We start from the raw sequence: 21,224 nt of genomic DNA, 5'->3' as shown, positions 1-21,224 counted from the left end.
CATGCCTGTGCGGTCCCCATTCCGCAGTTTCCCCGGACGGAGTTGTACCGGATCCTCGGCCTCCAGGAAGGAGAGAGCCACGTGATCCGAAACGCCGGCGGGGTGGTGACGGACGACGAGATCCGCTCACTCGCCATCGGTCACTACTCGGCACCACGGAGATCATCCAGCTGGGCGGCCGAGACATTCTCGGACCTCGACGAAGACGTCCGGCAGTCGCTGCGCCGGATCGAGTCGAGTCCCTTCATCACGGCCACCACCTCACTGCGCGGATTCGTGTTCGACGTGGCCACGGGAAAGCTCAGGGAAGTCACGAGCGGCTGAAGTTGGGCGGGCGCCGCCGAGTAATCTGTGCGACCGTGACCGACCTCGACGCCGACCTCCAGCTCGCACTCCACCTCGCAGACGAGGCGGACGCGATCACCACGGCCCGGTTCGGCGCTCTCGATCTCGCGGTCGACGACAAACCCGACCTGACTCCGGTGTCCGACGCCGACCTGGCGGTGGAGCGGGCGGTCCGGTCGACGCTCGAATCGGAGCGCCCGGGCGATGCCGTGCTGGGTGAGGAATTCGGCGGCGATGCCCAATTCTCGGGACGTCAGTGGGTGGTGGACCCGATCGACGGGACCAAGAACTTCGTCCGCGGCGTTCCCGTGTGGGCAACTCTCGTCGCCCTCCTCGACGACGGAGTGCCCGTCGTGGGCGTGGTCAGCGCTCCTGCACTGGCTCGTCGATGGTGGGCGGCCGCGGGCGCCGGCGCCTGGGCCTCGTTCGCAGGGGCCGCGCCGAGCCGTATTTCCGTCTCCGCCGTGGACCGACTCGAATCGGCGAGTCTCACGTTCTCGAGCCTGTCGGGGTGGAGGGATCTCGGCATCCGCGAGCAGTTCCTCTCCCTCACCGACGACGTCTGGCGGGTCCGTGGCTTCGGCGACTTCTTCTCCTATTGTCTGCTCGCCGAGGGCGCCGTCGACATCGCCGCGGAACCCGAGGTCTCGCTGTGGGACCTCGCTCCGCTGGATGTACTGATCCGGGAGGCGGGCGGGCGCTTCACCGACCTCACCGGTGCTGACGGACCGCACGGCGGAAGCGCTGTGGCCACCAACGGCCTGCTGCACGACGAGGTCCTCGACCGCCTACGAAAACCCCACCTGCACGCGCACTGACGTCGCCGAACGGCGAACGGCCCGGCCTGGAACTTCAGGCCGGGCCGTTCGCCGTTCAGGGACCTGACGCCCGGAACTTACTCAATAGTAGACACCAACCTTACTGCTGAGTAAGATAGCTGGTGTCCACGCCCGAACACCGAGAAACAGCTGGTGATCATGAGCAAGCAAGACACAGTTGCCCCCCACGACAGCGGAAAGCGGAAGCCCCGCGACACGTCCGCGGTCGGACTCAACCCCGTCAGGCGCGACGCCATGGGTGCCGCGATGCGAGTGTTGACCAAGATCACGGGTTCCGATCTGGCAGAGAAGTACAACTTGCGCCAGACGATCGATCGGGTGACCTACGAAGGAACGAAGACAGGTTTCCGAACCCTCGGTGCCGCTACCCGCGGTTTCAAGAAGGTGTCCGGCGGGGGCGCGCCGAAACGGCTCCCCGACAATCCGAGCGCTGCAGCGGGCTATTTCGACCTGACCCCGACCGACGAGCAGCAGATGATCGTCGAGACCGTGCGCGAGTTCGCCGCCGAGATCCTGCGCCCAGCCGGCCATGACGCCGACGCCGCCGCGGCCGCCCCGGCCGATCTCGTGAAACGCGCCGCCGAACTCGGTATCACCCTGATCAACGTCCCGGAGGAACTCGACGGCGCGGCCAGTGAGCGCGGAGCCGTCACCAACTCGCTCGTCGCCGAGGCCTTGGCGCACGGAGACATGGGCCTCGCGCTTCCGATCCTCGCTCCCAGTGGCGTCGCGGTAGCCCTGACGCAGTGGGGTACCGACGCCCAGCAGAAGACGTACCTTCCCGCGTTCACCGGCGAGCAGGTTCCCAATGCCGCTGTCGTCGTGAACGAACCACGGGCGCTGTTCGATCCGTTCGCGTTGCAGACCAAGGCGGTCCGCTCGCCGAGTGGATACCGGCTCAACGGAGTGAAGAGCCTGGTTCCGGCTGCCGCAACATCCGAATTGTTCATCGTGGCAGCAGAACTGGACGGCAAGCCGTCCTTCTTCATCGTCGAGGCCGACTCCAAGGGACTCGTTGTCGAAGCCGATCCGAGCATGGGTCTGCGCGCCGCCGGACTCGGCCGCCTCGAGCTGACCGATGTCGCGGTGCCGGAGTCGGCGCTGCTCGGAGACGGTGACGCCGATGTGCGAAAGTCCGAGTACGCGGACGCCATCCGCCTCGCCCGCCTCGGCTGGGCATCGCTCGCAGTGGGCACCAGCCAGGCCGTGCTCGACTATGTCATCCCGTACGTGAACGAGCGGGTGGCGTTCGGCGAGCCGATCAGCAACCGTCAGGCAGTGGCCTTCATGGTCGCCAACATCGGTATCGAGCTCGACGGAATGCGTCTGGTCACGCTGCGTGGTGCATCACGGGCGGAACAGGGCCTCTCGTTCGCCCGCGAATCGGCACTCGCCCGGAAGCTCGCTTCCGAGAAGGGAATGCAGATCGGCCTCGACGGCGTGCAGTTGCTCGGCGGCCACGGCTACACGAAGGAACACCCCGTGGAGCGCTGGTACCGCGACCTTCGCGCCATCGGTGTTGCCGAAGGCATCGTCCTGATCTGAGCGGCCGGATTCGAACTAAGGAAACAGTCATGATCAACCTCGAACTTCCCAAGAAGCTCAAAGCCTCCGCGAACCAGGCACATCAGGTCGCCGCGGAGATTTTCCGGCCGATCTCGCGCAAGTACGACCTTGCCGAGCACGCCTACCCCAAGGAACTCGACACCATGGCCGCCATGGTGGAGGGGCTCAACGACTCCGGCAAGGGTGCCGCAGGCGCTGCCCTCGGGCGCGGTGACGAGCCCAAGGTCATTGGAAACGTCAACGGGGGCAACATGTCCTCGCTGATGAACGTGATCGAGACCTGCTGGGGCGACGTGGGACTCACACTCGCCATTCCGTACCAGGGTCTCGGTAACTCTGCGATCGCCGCGGTCGCCACCGACGAGCAGCTCGAGAGGTTCGGCAAGGTGTGGGCCTCGATGGCCATCACCGAGCCGGGCTTCGGTTCGGACTCCGCCGCGGTCACCACGACGGCGGTGCTCGACGGTGACGAGTACGTCCTCAACGGTGAGAAGATCTTCGTCACCGCCGGTGAACGTTCCACGCACGTCGTCGTATGGGCCACGGTCGACAAGACCAAGGGCAGGGCAGCGATCAAATCGTTCGTCGTCCCCCGGGATGCACCGGGACTGAGCGTCGCGCGTCTCGAGCACAAACTGGGGATCAAGGCGTCCGACACCGCGGTATTACTGTTGCAGGACTGTCGGATTCCGAAAGACAACCTCCTCGGTACGCCCGAGGTGAACGTCGAGAAGGGTTTTGCCGGCGTCATGCAGACGTTCGACAACACCCGTCCGATCGTCGCCGGCATGGCCGTGGGACTCGGCCGCGCTGCACTCGAGGAACTGCGCCACATCCTCACCGACGCGGGGGTCGAGATCTCCTACGACACCCCGGCATACAACCAGCACGCAGCCGCCGCAGAATTCCTGCAGCTCGAGGCCGACTGGGAAGCTGCCTACCTGCTGGCGCTGCGCGCGACCTGGATGGCCGACAACAAGAAGCCGAACTCACTCGAAGCGTCCATGTCGAAGGCCAAGGCCGGTCGCACCGGAACAGCGATAACTGTGAAGGCCGTCGAACTTGCCGGCACGTGGGGATACTCCGAGCGTCCGCTTCTCGAGAAGTGGGCTCGCGACTCGAAAATCCTCGACATCTTCGAGGGCACGCAGCAGATTCAGCAGCTGATCGTGGCCCGCCGCCTGCTGGGGAAGTCGTCTGCCGAATTGAAGTAGCAGCTCAGGAATAGTTTCAACGAGGGAAGTAGCCCCCGCTGCGGTCACCTGCGGCGGGGGCTTCTTCGTGTCCGAAATCCGGTGACGAGGACCGACGTAACGGCAGTACACGACACCGACCGTCCTCTAGTCTGAACGTGACATCCGTCACGCCGGAAGGGGCATCCATGCCAGCTCAGCACCTTCTCACCAAGATCGCGGACACCGCGGGAGCCGTTCGGGTGATGAACCGCTCCGGCCTCGTGCCGTTCCCCCGGGTCGACCAGGGCATTCGTTCCCTCCTGGCAGTCCGGAAATACGGCCCGTTTGCGGGTCCGGTGCACGCTCACGCCGAGGCCCGACTCGACGCGGTGGCGTTGATCGACGAGCGCGGGCCACTCACCTATATCGACATCGACGAGCAGTCGAACGCCCTGGTGCGCGCGTGGCAGGCAGAGGGCATCACCCCAGGGTCCGCCATGGGATGTATGTGCCGCAATCACCGCGGCCTGGTACTCACCATGCTCGCGGCCGCCAAGAACGGCACCCGCCTGGTACTGATGAATACCGGTTTCGCACGGCCGCAGCTCGTCGACGTGGCCGCCCGCGAGCAGATCGAAGCGTTCGTCTACGACGACGAATTCCGCCGGGTCGCCGAGGCACTCCCCGATGAGGTCATCTCGTACCGATCGTGGGCAGAAGACGGTTCTGCGTCGCAGGTGCGCACCCTCGACGACCTGATCGACGGCGTCGATCGCGGCCCCGTCCCGGCCCCTTCCACCGAGGGTGGTTTCGTTCTCCTCACCAGCGGCACCACCGGAACGCCGAAAGGTGCGCCGCGGGGCCACACCTCGCCGCTGGCGTCTGCCCAATTCCTCGACCGGGTTCCCCTGCGGCGCGGGCAGACGATGATGATGGCCGCGCCCGCGTTCCACGGAACAGGCGTCTCGCAGTTCGCGCTCGCGCTCGCCCTCGGCCAAACGGTGGTCATGCACCGAAAGTTCGACCCGGAGAACACCATCCGCCTGTTGGAGAAGCACCGCTGTGACGTTCTCGTCGTTGTTCCCACCATGTTGCAGCGCATCATCGACCTCGGCCCGGACACCCTGTCGAAGTACGACACCTCGAGCCTGACCATCATCTTCGCGGCCGGGTCGTCGCTGTCCCCCGATCTGTGCAAACGGACCACCGCAGCGTTCGGACACGTTCTGCACAACCTCTACGGGTCCACCGAGGTCGCCGTTGCCACCGTGGCGACGCCCGCCGACCTCGCGTTGGCCCCCGGCACCGCCGGCCGTCCGCCCGTCACCTGCCACGTGGAACTGTACGACGAAGCCGGACAACGGATCACCGAACCGGAAACGGTCGGACGAATATTCGTGGCCAGTGGGCTCAGTTTCTCCGGCTACACCGACGGCCGCGACAAGGAACGGATCAACGGCCTGCTCTCGACCGGCGACGTGGGCCACTTCGACCGCAACGGACTGCTCTTCGTCGACGGCCGCGACGACGACATGATCGTGTCCGGTGGCGAGAACGTCTACCCCCTCGAAGTCGAGAATCTCCTCGCAGACAGGGAAGACGTGATCGAGGCGGCCGTCATCGGTGTCGAAGATGCCGATTTCGGGCATCGGCTACGAGCATTCGTCGTCCCTGCACCGGGGTCCGCGAAGGATGCCGAGGAGATGAAGGCTTACATCAAGTCGAATCTCGCCCGGTACAAGGTTCCGCGCGACATCGTGTTCATCGACGAACTCCCCCGCAACGCCACCGGCAAACTGCTCCGTAGGGCGCTCATCGAGATGGAGCCCTGAGCGCAGCCATGCACAGCGAAGAACGGCGTCCTGGAATCCAGGACGCCGTTCTTCAGTGGTAGCGGGGACAGGATTTGAACCTGCGACCTCTGGGTTATGAGCCCAGCGAGCTACCGAGCTGCTCCACCCCGCGCTGCATGAACAAAGTTACACGAGCGAACGAACGGAAAGCAAATCGCGTCGACGGCCGCTCCCCAGGGGTCGCCGGCGGGCCGAGCAGACGGTCACGAATTGCCGAGTTCGGCTTCCAGAATGCCCTTCAGGCGGGCTAGATCCTTGTTGTTGGCTCGGCGCATGGCGCGGGCCGACACCGGCGCACCGATCCTCGCAAACCCCGACGGCTCGCCACGATTGCGCAGGGTCATTCTCGTACTCCTATCGGCTGTCTCTTCCCATTCATAGATCGTTTCCATCGGGAAGGGACCCTCAGCAGTGCGCATCACGAGGCGCGTGTCCGGTACGTGCTCGACGACCTCGTAGGTGTACACGAGACGTCGCCCCAAGAACTCGGCGACGAAGGCGAACTCGGCGCCCATCTCCACATGGCCCGCACAATCACCCTTCACCTCGGTGATATTCGCGTACCACGCGGTCGCATTTCCCGGGTTCGACGCGTACGCCGCGACCTCGTGTCGCGGTCGCGCGATCGTGGTCTGAGTCACGACGTCCACAGCGGCCATACATTCTCCCATCGGCTACTTTCCAGCACCTCAACAGTCACAGCCGTTACCGGAACGTTATGATGCTCGTCACATTCTAGCGAATTCCTGTAACGGTCTCCGTGACCATTTCTCACCTTCCGACCTGCGGAAATCCCAACCATACGTCCCACTATTTGGACGGGCGTCACAAAAAACGACCCCGTGACCATTCCGTGATCGACGCGTACGTTCGTTGCCAGCCCGAAACTACCGGGCAACGCCGACCCGCCGCAGCTCGACCTGCCCCCGCGGATTCGGAATCCCGACACCTCGAGGGGCAGGGGCGAAAACGACCAGGGTCGGCACACCAGCCGACGCGTGACGTACTTCGTCAGCACATTGCGGAGAGGAAACAGACTTATGACCAACACCAGCATCGTCAAGCGGACCATGGGCGCGATCGCACTCGCCGGAGCAGTCGTCGGCGTGCCGCTCGGACTGAGCACGGGTACGGCATCGGCCGCCTCCGGCAACTGGGACGCAGTCGCACAATGCGAGAGCGGCGGCAACTGGGCCATCAACACCGGAAACGGCTACTACGGCGGACTCCAGTTCTCGCAGAGCACCTGGGAGGCCAACGGCGGCAGCGGCAGCGCATCCAACGCCTCGCGCGAAGAGCAGATTCGGGTGGCCGAGAATGTTCTGGCAACTCAAGGCCCGGGCGCCTGGCCGGTCTGCGGTCAGTACCTCTGATCCGCTGACCGCGATCGAACGAGGCCCTGCGTGCAGTAGGACTGCGCGCAGGGCACTTTCGCGTCGCGTGCGTGCTCGAAGGCTGCCGGACAACAGGATTCGCGGACACGCTGACGTGAGCTACTCCACAATAATCCGGTGATCCGCACCACATAACGCGAAGGTAACGACACGGCCCCGAATTGGTCTCGACATGCACCTACCAGCACATATGCCGGATTTACCAGCTTGGTGCTGTACCCGCGTACCACAAATCGCCGGGTGAATCGGCGGCAAACCTCCCGTACGGTCGCTCTCGGCCCGAAACAACCGGGCACAAGCCGGCCCGCCGCTGCCAACTCTGCCCCGCGGGTTCGGTAATCCCCGAAACCTTCGAGGGGCAGGGACGTGGCAACCGGTACACGTGCCGGGAACGACGAGAACGTCGCCCGCAGGCCGGCCACGCCAGCAAGCGCGGAGAGGATTTACCCCACATGACCAATTCCACCTTCAGCAAGCGTGCCCTCGGCTGGATCGCCGTCACCGGTGCTGTCGTCGCTGTCCCGCTCGGACTGAGCACCGGCACCGCCTCGGCTGCTTCCCACAACTGGGACGGTGTCGCGCAGTGTGAGAGCGGCGGCAACTGGGGCATCAACACCGGGAACGGCTACTACGGCGGACTCCAGTTCTCCCAGAGCACCTGGGAAGCCAACGGCGGCACCGGCACGGCGTCCAACGCCAGCAAGGCCGAACAGATCCGCGTCGCCGAGAACGTCCTCCAGACCCAGGGCCCCGGAGCATGGCCGACCTGCGGTCAGTACCTGACCACCGGTGGTGGCGACGTCGCCGAGGCCCCGGCCCCTGCGCCTGCCCCCGAGCCCACCCCGGCGCCGGCACCGGTCACCGAGGCACCGGCTCAGCCGGTCGCCCAGCAAGGGATCGACACCGCTCGTCAGCTCGCCGAGCAGAACGGCTTCGGACAGCAGTTCCAGCAGCTGATCGATGCGAACCCGCAGCTGATCGCCGCGTTGCGCTGATCGACCAGTACACGACGAGGCCCTGTCATCCGCTCGGATGACAGGGCCTTGTCGTTCGTATTTTTCGTGAGGCTTACTTGGGGATGGCCTCGTAGGCGGCAACCGCCCGCTGTACGCGAGCGAGGGCGTCGCCGTATGCGGCGAAGTCACCGCTGCGCTGAGCCGCAGTCAGCGCATCCAGGGACGCATCCAACTCGGCGACGGCGGCCGCAACATTCGACGACGGCGGCGGCGCAGGTGCCGCGGGTGCGGGTGCCCCGCCCTGGCTGGCCGGCGGCGTGCCCCCGTCAGGGTCGGGGGGTGTGCCCTCTGCCGCGCTGGGCGCCGTGGCCACCGCACCGGTGCCCGCACCGAAGACCTGGTCGAGGGCCTGGGCCAACGTGGGGGCGTAGCCGACGCGAACGCTGTTACTCGGCGGTGGCTCCCGGTAGCTCACGAGCACCCGCGACAGCTGCGGGAACGTGGACGTGTTCTGGCCGGTCGAACTCCGCTCCGTATACATCGGCTCGACGTACAAGATCCCGCCGTCAGCGATGGGCAACGTCAGTAAGTTGCCGTACTGGATCTTGTTCGAACGCTCGAGCAGAGTTCGTTCCGAAGCCACCCGCGGATCGGAAATCATCGAGTTCTGTGTCTGCTGCGGACCTTGGGTCTGCGTATCCGTCGGCAACTGGAGCACGGTGAATTTGCCGTAGTCCTCCGGATCCGATTTGACCGACAGATAGGCGGACAGGAACTCGCGACTGTAACCCACCATCGCACTGGTCAGGTTGAACGACGGTTTCCCGGTTTCGGGGTCACCCACGAGGACGTAGTACGGCGGCTGATTGGCGCTCGTGTCGATCGTGGGATCACTCGGCACCGACCAGAAGGCGTTGTTCGTGAAGAATTCCTTCGGGTCGTCGACGTGGTACTTGGCCAGCATTTCGCGCTGAACCTTGAAGAGGTCCTCGGGGTAACGGAAGTGCGCGCCCAGTTCCTCGGGAATCGAGTCCTTGGCTTCCACGGCCCCGGGGAACACTCCCATCCAGGCATCGAGGACGGGATCGTTGTCGTCCACCTGGTACAGCTTGACGGTTCCGTCGTACGCGTCGACGGTGGCCTTGACGGAGTTCCGGATGTATGAGACCTCTTTCCGCGGAAGCAATCGACCTGTGTTCTGGTCGATGCTGTCCTCGACGAGTCCGTCGAGGGAGCTGCGCTGCGCATACGGGTAGTTCTCCAACGTGGTGTAGGCGTCGACGATCCACACGATCTTCCCGTCGATGACCGCCGGGTACGAATCCCCGTCAGCCGTGAGCCACGGTGCCACATGCGTGACACGCTCGCGGGGATCACGGTTGTAGATGATCTTCGAATCCGATCCGATGGCACCCGAGAACAGGATGTTGCGTTCCGTGTACTTGGCTGCAAAGGCCAGCCTGTTGAACCAGTTCCCGATGGGAACACCCCCGGCCCCGGTGTAGCGGTACCGCGCCTGGTCGGTGTCATATTCGCGAGGATCGGAACCGTTTGCACCACCGACGATGGCATAGTCGGCATCGGTGTCCGCGATAACCTCGCCGTAGTAAATACGTGGCTGTTCGACCGGGATGACCTGGTTCCCGGCCTGCTGCGACGCGATGTCGCTGACCATGTACACCGGGTAGCCACTGTTACTGTTGGCCGCCTCCTCGACGGATTCGCCCGCGGCGGCGTTGACCCGGTTGGCCGGTGCCGCGACCAGTCCGTTGCCGTGGGTGTAGACGGTGTGCTTGTTGATCCAGTCCGTCTGGTTGCCCGTGAGGCTCTTCGACGACAGTTCACGCGCCGCGACGATGTAGTCACGCACTTCGCCGTCGATGTCGTACCGATCGATGTCGAGCGACGGCGGGAAGCCGTAGAAGTTCTTGAGCTGCTGCTGTTGCGTGAACGTCCGGGACAGGATGTTCGGATCGAGCAGGCGCGTGTTCGCGATGGTGGACACGTCTGCCGGTACGTCTCGTGGCGGCTGTGTGCCGTACCCCTGATAGTCCTTGTACTCGACCTTGTCGTCGGTGATGCCGTACGCCTGCCGGGTGGCCGCGATGTTGCGTTCGATGTACGCGCTCTCCTTGTCGGCCGCGTTGGGACGCACCGAGAACTGCTCCACGACCAGCGGCCACACGGCCCCGACCAGAATGGACGACAGCACGAGGAGCGCGGTGGCCATGGCCGGGATGCGGAGGTCGCGCAGAACGATTGCCGCGAAGAAGGCGCCGGCACAGATCACCGCGATGGCGAGCAAGATCAGCTTCGCCTGCAGCACTGCATTCATGTCCGTGTAGCTACCGCCGGTGAAGGTGGGTTCCTTACGACTGCTCGACAGAAGTGAATAGCGATCGAACCAGTAGGCGACCGCCTTGAGCAGGATGAAGGTACCGGCGAGCACGGCCAGCTGGACACGGGCCGCGTTGGTGAGCGCACCTCCCCGGCCGGCCAACTTGAGCCCACCGAAGATGTAGTGCGTCACCAGACTTGCGAAGAAGGCGAGCAGCACTGCGACGAACAGCCAGTTGAGAACGAAACGATAGAACGGCAGATCGAACGTGTAGAAGCCGACGTCGAGGCCGAACTCGGGATCGGTGACCCCGAACGCGCCACCGTTCATGAACAACTGCACGGTGACCCAACTCGACTGCGCGATCAGCCCGGCAAGAAGGCCCACAGCGATCGGAATGGCCAACCCGAACAGGCGCAGACGCGTCATCACGGTGGTCCGGTACCGCGCCACCGGATCGCTCGGCCCCGAGACCGGGACGAACACGGGACGCGACCGGTACGCGAGCAGCAATGCCAGCCAGACGATTCCGCCGACTACCAGGCCGACCACGAGGAAGAGGAGCAGCCGGGTGACGAGCACCTTGGTGAAGACGCCGCGGAAGCCGACTTCACCGAACCACAACCAGTCCGTGTAGGTCGTGATCAGCCGAGGGCCCACCAGCAGCAGGGCAGCGACGACAAGCGCCAGCACCAGCAGCACTCGACTGCGTTTGGACAACGACGGTAATCCTGCGGGGGGCCGCATGCCCACGTGCCACACTCCAACGACTCGGCGACGCTGACGCGCCGCGATCAACTGCACCGTTCTGCCGTCCACACCCGAACTGCGTGGGCGTGACCGTTTCGTCCCACTCTACGTAACAACGGGCGGACGCGACCGCCGGTCCTCGTTCGAGGGTGCGAAGATGAGTCCGTGAGTGAAGAGAATGCGAACCCGGAGTCGGACGCCCTTGCCCGTTGTGTGCGCGAGGTCGTCGAATTCGTCGATGCAGGAGGGTGGGATCAGCCCCCGCAGATGTTCGCACTCGTCCCGACCGAGCTTCTCGCCGCCGCCGAACCCAGCCTGCTCGACCAGCTGGCCGACGGTGCGGAATTGACTCCCATAGAACAGGATCCGTTCCCCGACGACATTTCCGGCGGGTCACGCGCTCTCGACGAGTTCCTCGCCACCACCAGTTGGCCGGAATCGGTGGCGGGATGCGCGCTCGTGCAGGAAATCGTCATTCTGCCGCCCGAGGCGGAATCCGACCTCGACGAGGCACTGGTACCCCTGCTGTCCGATCGGGACGCCGCCGACGACGCCGCGCGGGCCGCCGCCGAGTCCCATCCCGACCGTCGATCCGCCCGATTGATCGCAGCGGTACTGCGAGACGGACCGTCGCTGTGCCTGATGCAGTTGCGACCCGACGAGGACGCCGATCCCTACGCGCCGATCGAGCTGCTGGCATACGAGAATCTGGCACCGAATCTCGTCAGCGCCCTGTACGCCACCCTCGACGCAGCCGAGGACGACGACTAGGCCGGCCCCGGTCTCAGCAGACGACTAGCCGGGCCGGTCTCAGCAGTGGGGCGCGTCGGCTCCGGAGTTGACGGCCGCGAGTGCGTCGACCGCCCCGTCGAGGTTCTCGACCTTCACCAACCGCAGCCCGTCGGGAGCACCCTGTCGCGCCTCGTCGCAGTTCATCGCGGGAACGAGGAACGTCTCGGCGCCTGCCTCGCTCGCGGCGATCAGCTTGTACTTGATACCGCCGATCGGCCCGACGTCTCCGTCGGAGTCGATCGTGCCGGTGCCCGCAACGAACTTGCCGCCGTTCAGTTCACCCGGGCTGAGTTTGTCGATCAGCGCGAGCGCGAACATCAGTCCCGCCGACGGGCCGCCGACGTCGGCGAGATTGAAGTCGACGGTGAACGGGACGTCCGGCGACTCCTCCGGAGTGATGCCCAGATAGCCTTTCGACCCGTCGTCCGGGCGCGCGCCCAGGACCACCGGGACGGAAGTTTCGACGCCGTCGCGGACCACCACGACCGGCACCTCCGAGTGCGGCGCAGTGTCGGCCACGGCTTGCTGGACGTCACCTACCGTGGACACCGGTGTGCCCGCGACACTGACGAGCCTGTCGCCCTGCTTCAGGATGTCCCTGGACGGGCCGTCCTCGCCGACCTTGGCGATCTCGAGCGCCACCGGCTTGTCGAGAAAGTGAAGGGCCGCCAGTTCGGCGCTGTTCTCGGACTGCTGGAAGTCTGCGTCGTTTTCCTGCTTCACTTCGTCCTTCGACTTGTCGGGCGGGTACACCTCCTCGCGGGGAACGATTCCCTGGCGCCCGCTGGCCCACAGGCCGAAAGCCTCGAACACGTTGAGGTTGTCGCGCACTGCCACGGTGGTCATGTTGAGGTGTCCGGTGGTGTCGTCCACCTCGGCCCCCTCGATGGCGACCACCTCTTCGCCGTCCACTTCGCCGAGCGTGTTGAAGGTCGGGCCGGGACCGAGGGCCACATAGGGCACCGTGATGACCGTTCCCAGCACTCCGAGCACCACGATCGGGGCAAGGGCAGCCAGGAGTGTCACTATCCGTCGATTCACCTGGACCAGGGTAGAGCGCGCAGCCGCCGTCACCCCGCGCGACCGCGGGCGTGTTCGCCGTCAGCGTGACGCGGAGAGGGACCCCGGGACTGTCGGCCTTGTACCGTTGAGTCATGAGCAATATGCCGTTCGGCTTCTCGAACTCCGACGACGATCCCGACCGCGACAAGGACAAGGGAGACCAGTCCGGGCCCGACAGCGCCAAGAATGCGGGCGGCCCCGGGGACTTCGGTTTCGGGGCGGGTGGTTTCCCCTCGGGTGATTTCGATCCGGCGGCCCTCGGCCAGATGCTCACTCAATTCGGTCAGATGCTGAGCGGCATGGGGTCGTCGATGGGTTCGGGCGAGCAGACCGGGCCGGTCAACTACGAGATCGCGAAGAAGCTCGCGCGCCAGCAGATGGGGTCGGTCACACCGATCACCAAGGGTAATTCGGAGGCGATCGCCGACGCGTCGCGCCTGGCTGAACTGTGGCTGGATGCGGCGACGACCCTGCCTGCCGGAGCGACGAGAACCGTCGCGTGGACGCCTAACGACTGGCTCGACAACACCCTCGACACGTGGAAGCGGCTGTGTGATCCCGTCGCCGAGAAGGTCTCGGGAATGTGGGTGCAAGGGTTGCCCGAAGAGGCGAAGCAGATGGCCGGACCCATGCTCGGCATGATGAGCCAGATGGGGGGTCTCGCGTTCGGGTCACAGTTGGGCCAGGCTCTCGGCCAGCTGTCGAAAGAGGTGCTGACCTCCACCGACATCGGGTTGCCCCTCGGCCCGGCCGGTACCGGAGCACTTCTTCCCGCCGCCGTGGAAAGGTTCAGCAAGGGCCTCGAACAGCCCGACCGCGAGATTCTCGTCTTCCTCGCCGCCCGGGAGGCCGCCTACCAGCGCCTTTACAGCCATGTCCCGTGGCTGCGGCAACGACTTCTCGCCACCGTCGAGGAGTACGCGCGCGGAATCACCATGGACTTCTCCGCCATCGAAGACATGGCCAAGGGACTCGACCCGTCCGCGCTGACCGACCCCTCGCAGCTCGAGAACATCCTCCAGCAAGGCGCATTCGAACCGCAGACCACGCCGGAGCAGAAGCAGGCCCTCGAGCGTCTCGAAACGCTCCTCGCCCTCATCGAGGGGTGGGTCGAGGTGGTCGTGTCCGCCGCACTGAACGACCGCCTGCCCGGAGTCGCGGCGTTGAGCGAGACACTCCGGCGCCGACGTGCCAGCGGTGGACCGGCAGAGCAGACATTCGCGACCCTCGTCGGTCTCGAACTACGCCCCCGCAAGGTGCGCGAGGCTGCCCAGCTCTGGAGCCGTCTCACCTCGGAGTCCACCATCGACGCCCGCGACGGTGTCTGGGCTCACCCCGACTTGCTGCCGGACTCGTCCGACCTCGACAATCCCGGCATGTTCGTCGATCGCGTCCTCGGCGGTGGGGAGCGGGGAAACTTCGACGATCCGATGGCGCAACTCGAGGCGACCGAAGCGCGCGAGCGAGCCGAGGAAGCCGAGCGCGGCGATTCCGGCGCGGGCGACGAACCGACCTCCTGAAAGTCGCTGTGCCCCAATTTTCGGTGCGGCCGAGAGTTGCCAGGTCAGCCGCCATTTCGTCCTGTGGATAACCGTCGTCGGACCGGTAGGGGCGCGGAGGCGTCGTGACACGCTCTGCGTGTGACCGTCCAGCATCCGCGTCCCATCGGCCCCACTCTCGACCCTCGCATCGCGGTACTGACCCGCCCCGACGGCCGCGTCCAGTTCGGCTGGGATCCCGAGCGTGCCCTGATCCTCGAGCCGCCGCCCGGAATCCTCACTGAGCAACTCCTGGCAATTCTCCGATTACTCGACGGCAAGACCTCCCGACCGCACGTGCTCTGGACGGCGGTCGAAAGCGGTATGTCGCCCACCGACTTCTCGAAGCTTCTCGGGGACCTCGACAGGGCAGGACTGCTCGACGTCGCGGACTCCCCCGACGCCGCCGAGACCCATACGGTTCGGGTGCACGGTCGCGGACCGCTCTCGGACGCAGTCTCGGCGGGACTGACCGATGCCGGCATCCGCGTCTCGCGGTCGTCCCGCTATTCCGCAGAAGGCGACGTGCGGCGGTGGAACGCCACCTGCGCCGTGCTCGCCGACGATCTGGTTGCCGAGCCGCGACTGGTCGCCGATCTCGTGCGCAGCGGCATCCCCCACCTCCCCGTGCGGGTACGTGACGGGCGAGGAGTCGTAGGCCCCCTCGTTCTCCCCGGTCACACCAGCTGTCTCCGCTGCGCTGATCTGCTTCGCTCGGCCTACGACCAGGACTGGCCGCATCTGGCCGCGCAACTCCTCGGGACGGTGGGGCACGCGAGCCCCGCGGTCATCATGGCGACCACTGCCGTGGCGCTGGGGCAACTCGAGGTCGTCCTGTCCTCTCCTCGAGGGCACGCACCTGTCAGCCTCGACGCGACCCTCGAGATCGACCTCGGCGCTCACCGACTGGTCACCCGAAGGTGGCCGAGGCAGGTGACCTGCAGCTGTGCGTACCTGGCACCCGCTGTGGGCGAATCGAGCCGTCTTCCGTCATGATGGTGGAGTGTCCGACATCCCCCGCAGGAGTTCTGCCCGCACCGCCAAACTCGCGAGCATTCCCTTGGGGATCGCCGGTCGTGCCGCCGTCGGGTTCGGCAGGAAGCTGACCGGCGGCGACCGGGTGGAGATCGACGCGCAGCTGAGCGCACGGGCAGCGGAGCAGTTGTTCGCCGTACTCGGTGAACTCAAGGGCGGGGCCATGAAGCTCGGTCAAGCCCTCAGTGTGATGGAGGCGGCGATCCCCGAGGAGTTCGCCGAGCCATACCGGGAGTCGCTCAACAAACTTCAGGCGCAGGCTCCTCCCCTTCCTGCACGCGCTGTGCACAGAATGCTGGACCAGCAGCTCGGTACCAAATGGCGTGAGCGGTTCATGTCCTTCGACGACACGCCGACCGCCTCGGCCAGCATCGGACAGGTACATCGCGCCGTGTGGGCCGACGGCCGGGACGTCGCCGTCAAGGTGCAGTATCCGGGGGCCGACGAAGCCCTGCGAGCAGACCTCAAGACCCTCGGACGTTTCGCGGGTCTCTTTGCGTCGGTGATGCCCGGCGTCGACGTGCGTCCCGTCATCGACGAGTTCACTGCCCGCACCGAAGAGGAACTCGACTACCGCATCGAGGCGAACAATCAGCGCCGATTCGCCAAGGCATACGACGGCGACCCGCAGTTCGCGGTCCCGCATGTCGTCGCCAGCTCCCCCAAGGTGGTGGTGAGCGAGTGGATGACCGCGAAGCCGCTCTCGGCCATCATCGCCGACGGAACACCCGAGGAACGCAACACTGCGGGCGCTCTGCTGGCCGAATTCCACTTCGCCTCCCCTGCGCGGGTCGGACTGCTGCACTGTGATCCCCATCCGGGAAACTTCATGTTGCACAGCGACGGTCGGCTCGGCGTCATCGACTTCGGTGCTGCCGCACCCTTTCCCGACGGGCTGCCTCCCGTCCTCGGCACGATGGTGCGTCTGGCACTGCACGAGCAGTTCGACGAGCTGACGGAGTTGCTGCACGCCAATGGATTCGTTCTTCCCGGTCGGACAGTAACCGACAAGGAGATCGCCGACTACCTGCGTCCGCTGACGGATCCGATTCGGACCGAATCCTTCCACTTCACCCGTGCCTGGCTACAGAAGGCTGCCGGCACCGCAACGGACTTCAACAGCGCACAGTTTCGGACTGCCCGAGCCCTGAGTCTGCCACCCGAGTACCTCATGATCTTCCGAGTCCTCGTCGGCTCGGTGGGTATCTGCGCTCAGCTCGATGCGTACGCGCCCTATATGGCGATCCTCACGCGGTGGCTTCCCGGATTCGACGATCCGACGCAGGAGGGCGACGGCACCACCGTCCGCTGAACGACGTCAGACGTCCGCCCAGACAACTCGTGCGAGTTCCCTGGGCGGACGCCGTTGTCCATGCACTCAACCGGTCGTCAGGCACATACCAGGGTCTGCGCCTTGCGCGGGCGGCCGCGAGGACGCTTACGAGCGACCACAACTCCCTGATCGAAGATTTCGCCGCCCCAGACTCCCCACGGCTCGCCCCGATCGAGCGCTGCATCGAGGCAGCGCAACCGGATCGGACACGACGCGCACAGCGCCTTGGCCTGCTCCAGCTGGGTGGGGGAATCCGCGAACCACAGGTCCGGATCGTCGGCCCGGCAGGGCAGATCCCGTCGGGTGGAAACAATGTCAACAAATCCGCTTGTGGCGGTTGAGGTTTCGGATACCCCTCGGCATGTCACGGTAGACACGTCGTTCTCCTCTGCTCTCAGTGCGTCGGTCGTTTGTCGGTTCGATGTACCAAGGTGCGAACCAGAGCCGAGGCTGCGAGCGAGGAAAGTGCTCGAACTACGAAGGCCACGGTCCGCGATGCGGGTCCGTGGCCTTGGAAAGACGGTGGGAGTGTTCTAGCGAGGAATTCCTCGACAACTCCGCGACACGGACTCGGCTGCTGCTGCGGGACGACGACGGGATGCCGACCAGGCAATTGCCGGTGCCGCCTCCGTCGCGCTCATGCCGAGCAACGCAGAGGTGGCAGCGACTGCCGTCTTGTGTACGGAGTAGAACTTCATGTCGGGGCCACCTCCACTTCTTGTCGAACCGATGTGAACTGCACGAGTCCCCCCGTGCGCTGAAACCACAGTAGGCAAAATTCCATATCCGCACAACCTATTTTTGACCTGCGGCGATGCGCCTTTTGTTCGCCTGCGGACGGAGAGTCGTCATGGCGATCCGCTCGACCTGATCACGCCGAGCACATCCTCACCGAACTGTTCGAGCTTCTTGGCGCCGATCCCGGGGATGGCGACAAGTCCCCGGTCGTCCTGCGGGCGCTGTTCGGCGAGCGCCGTCAGCGTGTTGTCGCTGAACACCACATACGCGGGCACCTTCAACTCCCTGGACTTTTCGAGCCGCCACGACCTCAGCGAATCGAGCAGTTCCACATCCACATTCGACGGGCAACCTTCACACCGTCCGAGCATCGTGGCCGTGGTACCGATCAGTGGCTTCCCGCACAGTCGGCACCGCGGACGCTTCTTCGCGTTCTGGGGCGGAGCGGCGATGCGCGACGCCGGCGAGTCTTCCGGAATCAGCCCGTGCAGGAACCGGGACCGCCGACGGCTCTTGCGGCCGCCCTCGTTGCGGGAGAGCGCCCAGGACATCTGCAGGTGTTCGCGCGCGCGGGTGACCCCGACATAGAGAAGCCTGCGCTCCTCCTCGATCGCGGCCTCGTCGGGGGCCGAGTTGGCATCGCCCAGCACGTGCTGAATGGGCAAGGTGCCGTCCGTCAGACCTACCAGGAACACCGCGTCCCACTCGAGTCCCTTCGCGGCATGCAACGACGCCAGCGTGACGCCCTGTACCACCGGTGGGTGCCGCGCCTCCGCGCGAAGGCCGAGTTCGCGGAGCAGTCCGTCGAGCGTCAGATCGGGATCCTGCGCCAGCTGTTCCTCCGTGAGAGCGACGAGCGCGGACAGCGAGGACCATCGCTCGCGGGCCTGCGCACCCGAAGGTTCCGTGTCGGTCAAACCCAGCGGCACCAGCACGGCACGCACCAGGGTGACGAGGTCGGCACCGACCGCATCGGGCAGGTCGTCGCGACCGGCCGCCTGACGCAGTGCCGATACGGCCTGACGAACCTCGGTCCGCGTGAAAAAGCCCTCGCCGCCGCGGACCTGATATGGGATGTCGAGCTTGGTCAGGGCCTGCTCGTGCACCTCGGACTGGGCGTTGATCCGGTACAGCACCGCGATCTCCGCTGCAGGCGTTCCGCGGGCGATGAGCCGCTTGATCGCACGGGCCACTCCGGCGGCCTCGGCAGGCTCGTCATCGAACTCCGCGAAAGTCGGTTCGGGCCCCGACGTCCGCTGGCCGATCAACTGCAACCGCGTACCAGCGATCCTGCCCCGCGCCGCGCCGATCACCCGGTTGGCCATCGAGACCACCTCGGGGGTCGACCGGTAGTCGCGCTCGAGGCGGACAACGGTGGCTTCGGGGAACCGTCGCGAGAAGTCGAGCAGATAGTTGGGCGTGGCGCCCGTGAACGAGTAGATGGTCTGGTTGGCGTCGCCGACGACCGTGAGATCGTCGCGCTCGCCGAGCCATGCATCGAGCACCCGCTGCTGCAATGGCGTCACGTCCTGGTACTCGTCGACCACGAAGCACCGGTACCGGTCCCGGAACTCCTCGGCTACCGCCGAATGCTCCTCCAGGGCGGCCGCGGTGTGCAGCAGGAGGTCGTCGAAGTCGAGCAGCATCGCATCCTGGCCTCGAGCCTTGAGTTGCTCGTACCCGTGATACACCTCGGCCACTTTGGCGGCGTCGGCAGGCGCCTCGCGGTGCACCTTCGCCACCGCGCGTGGATAGTCCTCCGGCGCGATCAGCGACGCCTTGGCCCATTCGATCTCGCTTGCCAGGTCCCGAACACTCTCGGTGCTGGTAGACAACCCGACACGGCCGGCCGCAGCGGAGACCACCGCGAACTTTCGGTCCAGCAGCCGCCACTCGGTGTCTCCGACCACCTGCGGCCAGAAGTACCTCAGCTGGCGCAGTGCGGCCGCGTGGAAAGTGCGCGCCTGCACCTGGGTGCCGCCATCACCGATTCCGAGGCTCCTCAGCCTGCCTCGCATCTCCCCCGCAGCCCGGGCCGTGAACGTGACCGCCAGTACCTGTCCCGCCGCGACGTGTCCGCTGCCGACGAGGTGGGCAATCCTCCGGGTGATGGTCCGCGTCTTTCCCGTCCCCGCGCCCGCCAGCACGCAGACCGGACCACGAGGCGCGAGGACGGCCGCGGACTGTTCGGGATCGAGGCCGGTACTCGTCGCCTCTGCTGGGGCACCTGCTGACATGGCGTCCATCATGGCAGGGACAACCGACACCCCGCGCAGCGGTGGAAGAGCCGCATGGGAACACTTCACTCGGCCGTGGTGTTATATGCGCCGTGACTGCTACAGACAACAAGGCCCTGACCATCTACTCCACCACCTGGTGTGGCTACTGCCGCCGCTTGAAGAAGCAGCTGGACGAGTCCGGCATCGGCTACGTGGAGATCGACATCGAGGAGGATCCGGCTTCGGCCGAGTTCGTCGGTAGCGTGAACGGTGGCAACCACGTCGTCCCCACGGTCAAGTTCGCCGACGGCAGCACCGCGACCAACCCGTCGCTGTCCCAGGTCAAAAAGGCACTCGGGGTCTAGGCCTCCGCCCCGTCTGCTCCCACCCAGGATTCGATCATTCCGCGGGCAATGGAAATCGAGCCGGGGAGCAGCAGGGGTGCGTCGGCGTCGGATGCCCAGTCACCGAACTCGAGTGCACTGCGCACCTCCTCGCGGGTGAACCAGCGAGCCTCGGCGATCTCGCCGTCCGCGAAGATCAACGCGGCGCCGGGATCGCCGACGGCCGAGAATCCGATCATCACCGACCGCGGAAACGGCCACGGCTGACTACCGAGATACTGCACGTCGCGGACCTCGAGACCCACTTCTTCCTTGATCTCGCGCATCACACACGTCTCGAGCGACTCCCCCGCCTCGACGAAGCCGGCGAGAATCGAGAACCGGCGCGGCGGCCACGTGGGTTGCCGTGCCAGTAGCACCCGGTCTCCATCGTCGTGGACGAGGCAGATGACGGCGGGATCGGTGCGCGGAAACTCCTCGTGCCCGGTGCTGGTCGAAATTCGTGACCAACCCGACATCGTCGGTTCCGACGCAGCACCGTCGAGGGCGCTGAAACCGGCACTGTCGTGCCAGTTCAACATCGCGATCGCGCCGGTCAGCACGCCGGCATCCGCATCGTCGAGCGTTCCGCCCAGCATGCGAAGGTCGGCCAGCTCACCGGTCATGGCCTGCACGCGCACCGCCCAGACGTGCCGGTCCTTGCGGATGCCCAGGAAAACCGCACCGCGGACGGGCTCCGGACCGAGCTCGGTTGCCGCCCCGAACACGAGGCCGTCGTCGTCGACACGGACCTGGCCGCGATGGTTGACCCGCAGGAGTACCGCGTCCTGCCATCCCGTTCGCAGGGCGTCGGTGTCCGAACGCAATTCTTCGGCGCGGCCGACCGCGGAGCGCGACAGGAGCGGAGTTTCGTTCAACCGGAATGCAGTCACACTTCGACAGTACTG

At 65.7% G+C, this 21,224-nt stretch carries 18 protein-coding genes, 1 tRNA gene and 2 pseudogenes; 13 read left to right on the top strand and 8 right to left on the bottom strand.

Going from position 1 to position 21,224, the window contains the following annotated elements; all coding sequences use genetic code 11:
* Positions 1-33: 33 nt before the first annotated feature.
* The 6 genes and pseudogenes from R4P95_RS33550 to R4P95_RS06805 form a co-directional block, all read left to right on the top strand.
* Positions 34-135: pseudogene (locus tag R4P95_RS33550) on the top strand (carbonic anhydrase); the annotation flags it as partial.
* 33 nt (positions 136-168) lie between these two features.
* Positions 169-324: pseudogene (locus tag R4P95_RS33545) on the top strand (carbonic anhydrase); the annotation flags it as partial.
* Positions 325-359: 35 nt separating this feature from the next.
* Complete coding sequence (gene hisN, locus R4P95_RS06820) at positions 360-1,163, top strand: histidinol-phosphatase (protein ID WP_317746465.1); 804 nt, start codon at positions 360-362, stop codon at positions 1,161-1,163.
* A gap of 153 nt (positions 1,164-1,316) precedes the next feature.
* Positions 1,317-2,729, top strand: a complete 1,413-nt coding sequence (locus R4P95_RS06815; RefSeq protein ID WP_317746464.1) for an acyl-CoA dehydrogenase family protein — start codon at positions 1,317-1,319, stop codon at positions 2,727-2,729.
* A 29-nt stretch (positions 2,730-2,758) separates the two neighbouring features.
* Positions 2,759-3,964, top strand: coding sequence for an acyl-CoA dehydrogenase family protein (locus tag R4P95_RS06810; protein ID WP_213571581.1), 1,206 nt, complete (start codon positions 2,759-2,761; stop codon positions 3,962-3,964).
* A gap of 167 nt (positions 3,965-4,131) precedes the next feature.
* Positions 4,132-5,757 carry an acyl-CoA synthetase gene (locus tag R4P95_RS06805; RefSeq protein ID WP_317746461.1) on the top strand — a complete coding sequence of 542 codons (1,626 nt, stop codon included), beginning with the start codon at positions 4,132-4,134 and terminating at the stop codon, positions 5,755-5,757.
* Positions 5,758-5,813: 56 nt separating this feature from the next.
* Here the strand turns inward: R4P95_RS06805 and R4P95_RS06800 are convergent.
* Positions 5,814-5,890 (bottom strand) — tRNA-Met (locus R4P95_RS06800).
* A gap of 91 nt (positions 5,891-5,981) precedes the next feature.
* Positions 5,982-6,437, bottom strand: a complete 456-nt coding sequence (locus R4P95_RS06795) for an SRPBCC family protein (RefSeq protein ID WP_213571579.1) — start codon at positions 6,435-6,437, stop codon at positions 5,982-5,984.
* A 381-nt stretch (positions 6,438-6,818) separates the two neighbouring features.
* Here R4P95_RS06795 and R4P95_RS06790 point away from each other — a divergent pair, with 381 nt between their 5' ends.
* Both R4P95_RS06790 and R4P95_RS06785 read left to right on the top strand, forming a co-directional pair.
* On the top strand, positions 6,819-7,151 hold the full coding sequence (locus R4P95_RS06790) for a transglycosylase family protein (protein ID WP_213571578.1): 333 nt from the start codon (positions 6,819-6,821) through the stop codon (positions 7,149-7,151).
* Between the two features lie 473 nt (positions 7,152-7,624).
* Positions 7,625-8,167, top strand: coding sequence for a transglycosylase family protein (locus R4P95_RS06785; protein WP_317746459.1), 543 nt, complete (start codon positions 7,625-7,627; stop codon positions 8,165-8,167).
* A 73-nt stretch (positions 8,168-8,240) separates the two neighbouring features.
* Here R4P95_RS06785 and R4P95_RS06780 read toward each other — a convergent pair whose 3' ends face one another.
* Entirely contained in the window at positions 8,241-11,219 is a 2,979-nt protein-coding gene (locus tag R4P95_RS06780) for a UPF0182 family protein (protein WP_213577376.1), read from the bottom strand.
* Positions 11,220-11,381: 162 nt separating this feature from the next.
* Here R4P95_RS06780 and R4P95_RS06775 point away from each other — a divergent pair, with 162 nt between their 5' ends.
* A complete protein-coding gene (locus R4P95_RS06775) occupies positions 11,382-11,987 on the top strand; it encodes a PPA1309 family protein (RefSeq protein ID WP_317746458.1) in 606 nt (201 codons plus the stop codon).
* A gap of 39 nt (positions 11,988-12,026) precedes the next feature.
* Here R4P95_RS06775 and R4P95_RS06770 read toward each other — a convergent pair whose 3' ends face one another.
* Positions 12,027-13,049 carry a PDZ domain-containing protein gene (locus R4P95_RS06770; protein WP_317746457.1) on the bottom strand — a complete coding sequence of 341 codons (1,023 nt, stop codon included), beginning with the start codon at positions 13,047-13,049 and terminating at the stop codon, positions 12,027-12,029.
* 113 nt (positions 13,050-13,162) lie between these two features.
* Between R4P95_RS06770 and R4P95_RS06765 the strand changes: the two genes are divergently transcribed.
* From R4P95_RS06765 to R4P95_RS06755, 3 genes are all read left to right on the top strand, one after another.
* Complete coding sequence (locus R4P95_RS06765; RefSeq protein ID WP_213577370.1) at positions 13,163-14,590, top strand: zinc-dependent metalloprotease; 1,428 nt, start codon at positions 13,163-13,165, stop codon at positions 14,588-14,590.
* Positions 14,591-14,710: 120 nt separating this feature from the next.
* Positions 14,711-15,604, top strand: coding sequence for a hypothetical protein (locus R4P95_RS06760; protein WP_213577368.1), 894 nt, complete (start codon positions 14,711-14,713; stop codon positions 15,602-15,604).
* A gap of 7 nt (positions 15,605-15,611) precedes the next feature.
* Entirely contained in the window at positions 15,612-16,955 is a 1,344-nt protein-coding gene (locus R4P95_RS06755) for an ABC1 kinase family protein (RefSeq protein WP_317746456.1), read from the top strand.
* Positions 16,956-17,032: 77 nt separating this feature from the next.
* Here R4P95_RS06755 and R4P95_RS06750 read toward each other — a convergent pair whose 3' ends face one another.
* The 3 genes from R4P95_RS06750 to R4P95_RS06740 all read right to left on the bottom strand — a co-directional run bounded on the left by R4P95_RS06750 (position 17,033) and on the right by R4P95_RS06740 (position 19,963).
* A complete protein-coding gene (locus tag R4P95_RS06750) occupies positions 17,033-17,374 on the bottom strand; it encodes a WhiB family transcriptional regulator (RefSeq protein WP_284707313.1) in 342 nt (113 codons plus the stop codon).
* Positions 17,375-17,509: 135 nt separating this feature from the next.
* Entirely contained in the window at positions 17,510-17,674 is a 165-nt protein-coding gene (locus R4P95_RS06745; protein ID WP_317746454.1) for a hypothetical protein, read from the bottom strand.
* A 150-nt stretch (positions 17,675-17,824) separates the two neighbouring features.
* On the bottom strand, positions 17,825-19,963 hold the full coding sequence (locus R4P95_RS06740) for an ATP-dependent DNA helicase UvrD2 (protein WP_317746612.1): 2,139 nt from the start codon (positions 19,961-19,963) through the stop codon (positions 17,825-17,827).
* An 80-nt stretch (positions 19,964-20,043) separates the two neighbouring features.
* Here R4P95_RS06740 and R4P95_RS06735 point away from each other — a divergent pair, with 80 nt between their 5' ends.
* On the top strand, positions 20,044-20,298 hold the full coding sequence (locus R4P95_RS06735; protein WP_109331191.1) for a mycoredoxin: 255 nt from the start codon (positions 20,044-20,046) through the stop codon (positions 20,296-20,298).
* Here R4P95_RS06735 and nudC read toward each other — a convergent pair.
* On the bottom strand, positions 20,295-21,209 hold the full coding sequence (gene nudC / locus R4P95_RS06730) for an NAD(+) diphosphatase (protein WP_317746453.1): 915 nt from the start codon (positions 21,207-21,209) through the stop codon (positions 20,295-20,297). The genes R4P95_RS06735 and nudC overlap by 4 nt on opposite strands.
* Positions 21,210-21,224: the final 15 nt, after the last annotated feature.

It is taken from the genome of Rhodococcus sp. IEGM 27 (genome assembly GCF_033142305.1).
GTDB classification, from domain to species: domain Bacteria; phylum Actinomycetota; class Actinomycetes; order Mycobacteriales; family Mycobacteriaceae; genus Rhodococcus_F; species Rhodococcus_F oxybenzonivorans.
This window is presented reverse-complemented; position numbering and strand designations above follow the sequence as displayed.

Coding starts and splice junctions, on each gene's coding strand:
- R4P95_RS06795 (WP_213571579.1), bottom strand. CDS start 6,437: ATGGCCGCTGTGGACGTCGTGACTCAGACCACGATCGCGCGACCGCGA.
- R4P95_RS06745 (WP_317746454.1), bottom strand. CDS start 17,674: ATGAAGTTCTACTCCGTACACAAGACGGCAGTCGCTGCCACCTCTGCG.
- R4P95_RS06740 (WP_317746612.1), bottom strand. CDS start 19,963: ATGATGGACGCCATGTCAGCAGGTGCCCCAGCAGAGGCGACGAGTACC.
- R4P95_RS06805 (WP_317746461.1), top strand. CDS start 4,132: ATGCCAGCTCAGCACCTTCTCACCAAGATCGCGGACACCGCGGGAGCC.
- R4P95_RS06785 (WP_317746459.1), top strand. CDS start 7,625: ATGACCAATTCCACCTTCAGCAAGCGTGCCCTCGGCTGGATCGCCGTC.
- R4P95_RS06765 (WP_213577370.1), top strand. CDS start 13,163: ATGAGCAATATGCCGTTCGGCTTCTCGAACTCCGACGACGATCCCGAC.
- R4P95_RS06790 (WP_213571578.1), top strand. CDS start 6,819: ATGACCAACACCAGCATCGTCAAGCGGACCATGGGCGCGATCGCACTC.
- R4P95_RS06810 (WP_213571581.1), top strand. CDS start 2,759: ATGATCAACCTCGAACTTCCCAAGAAGCTCAAAGCCTCCGCGAACCAG.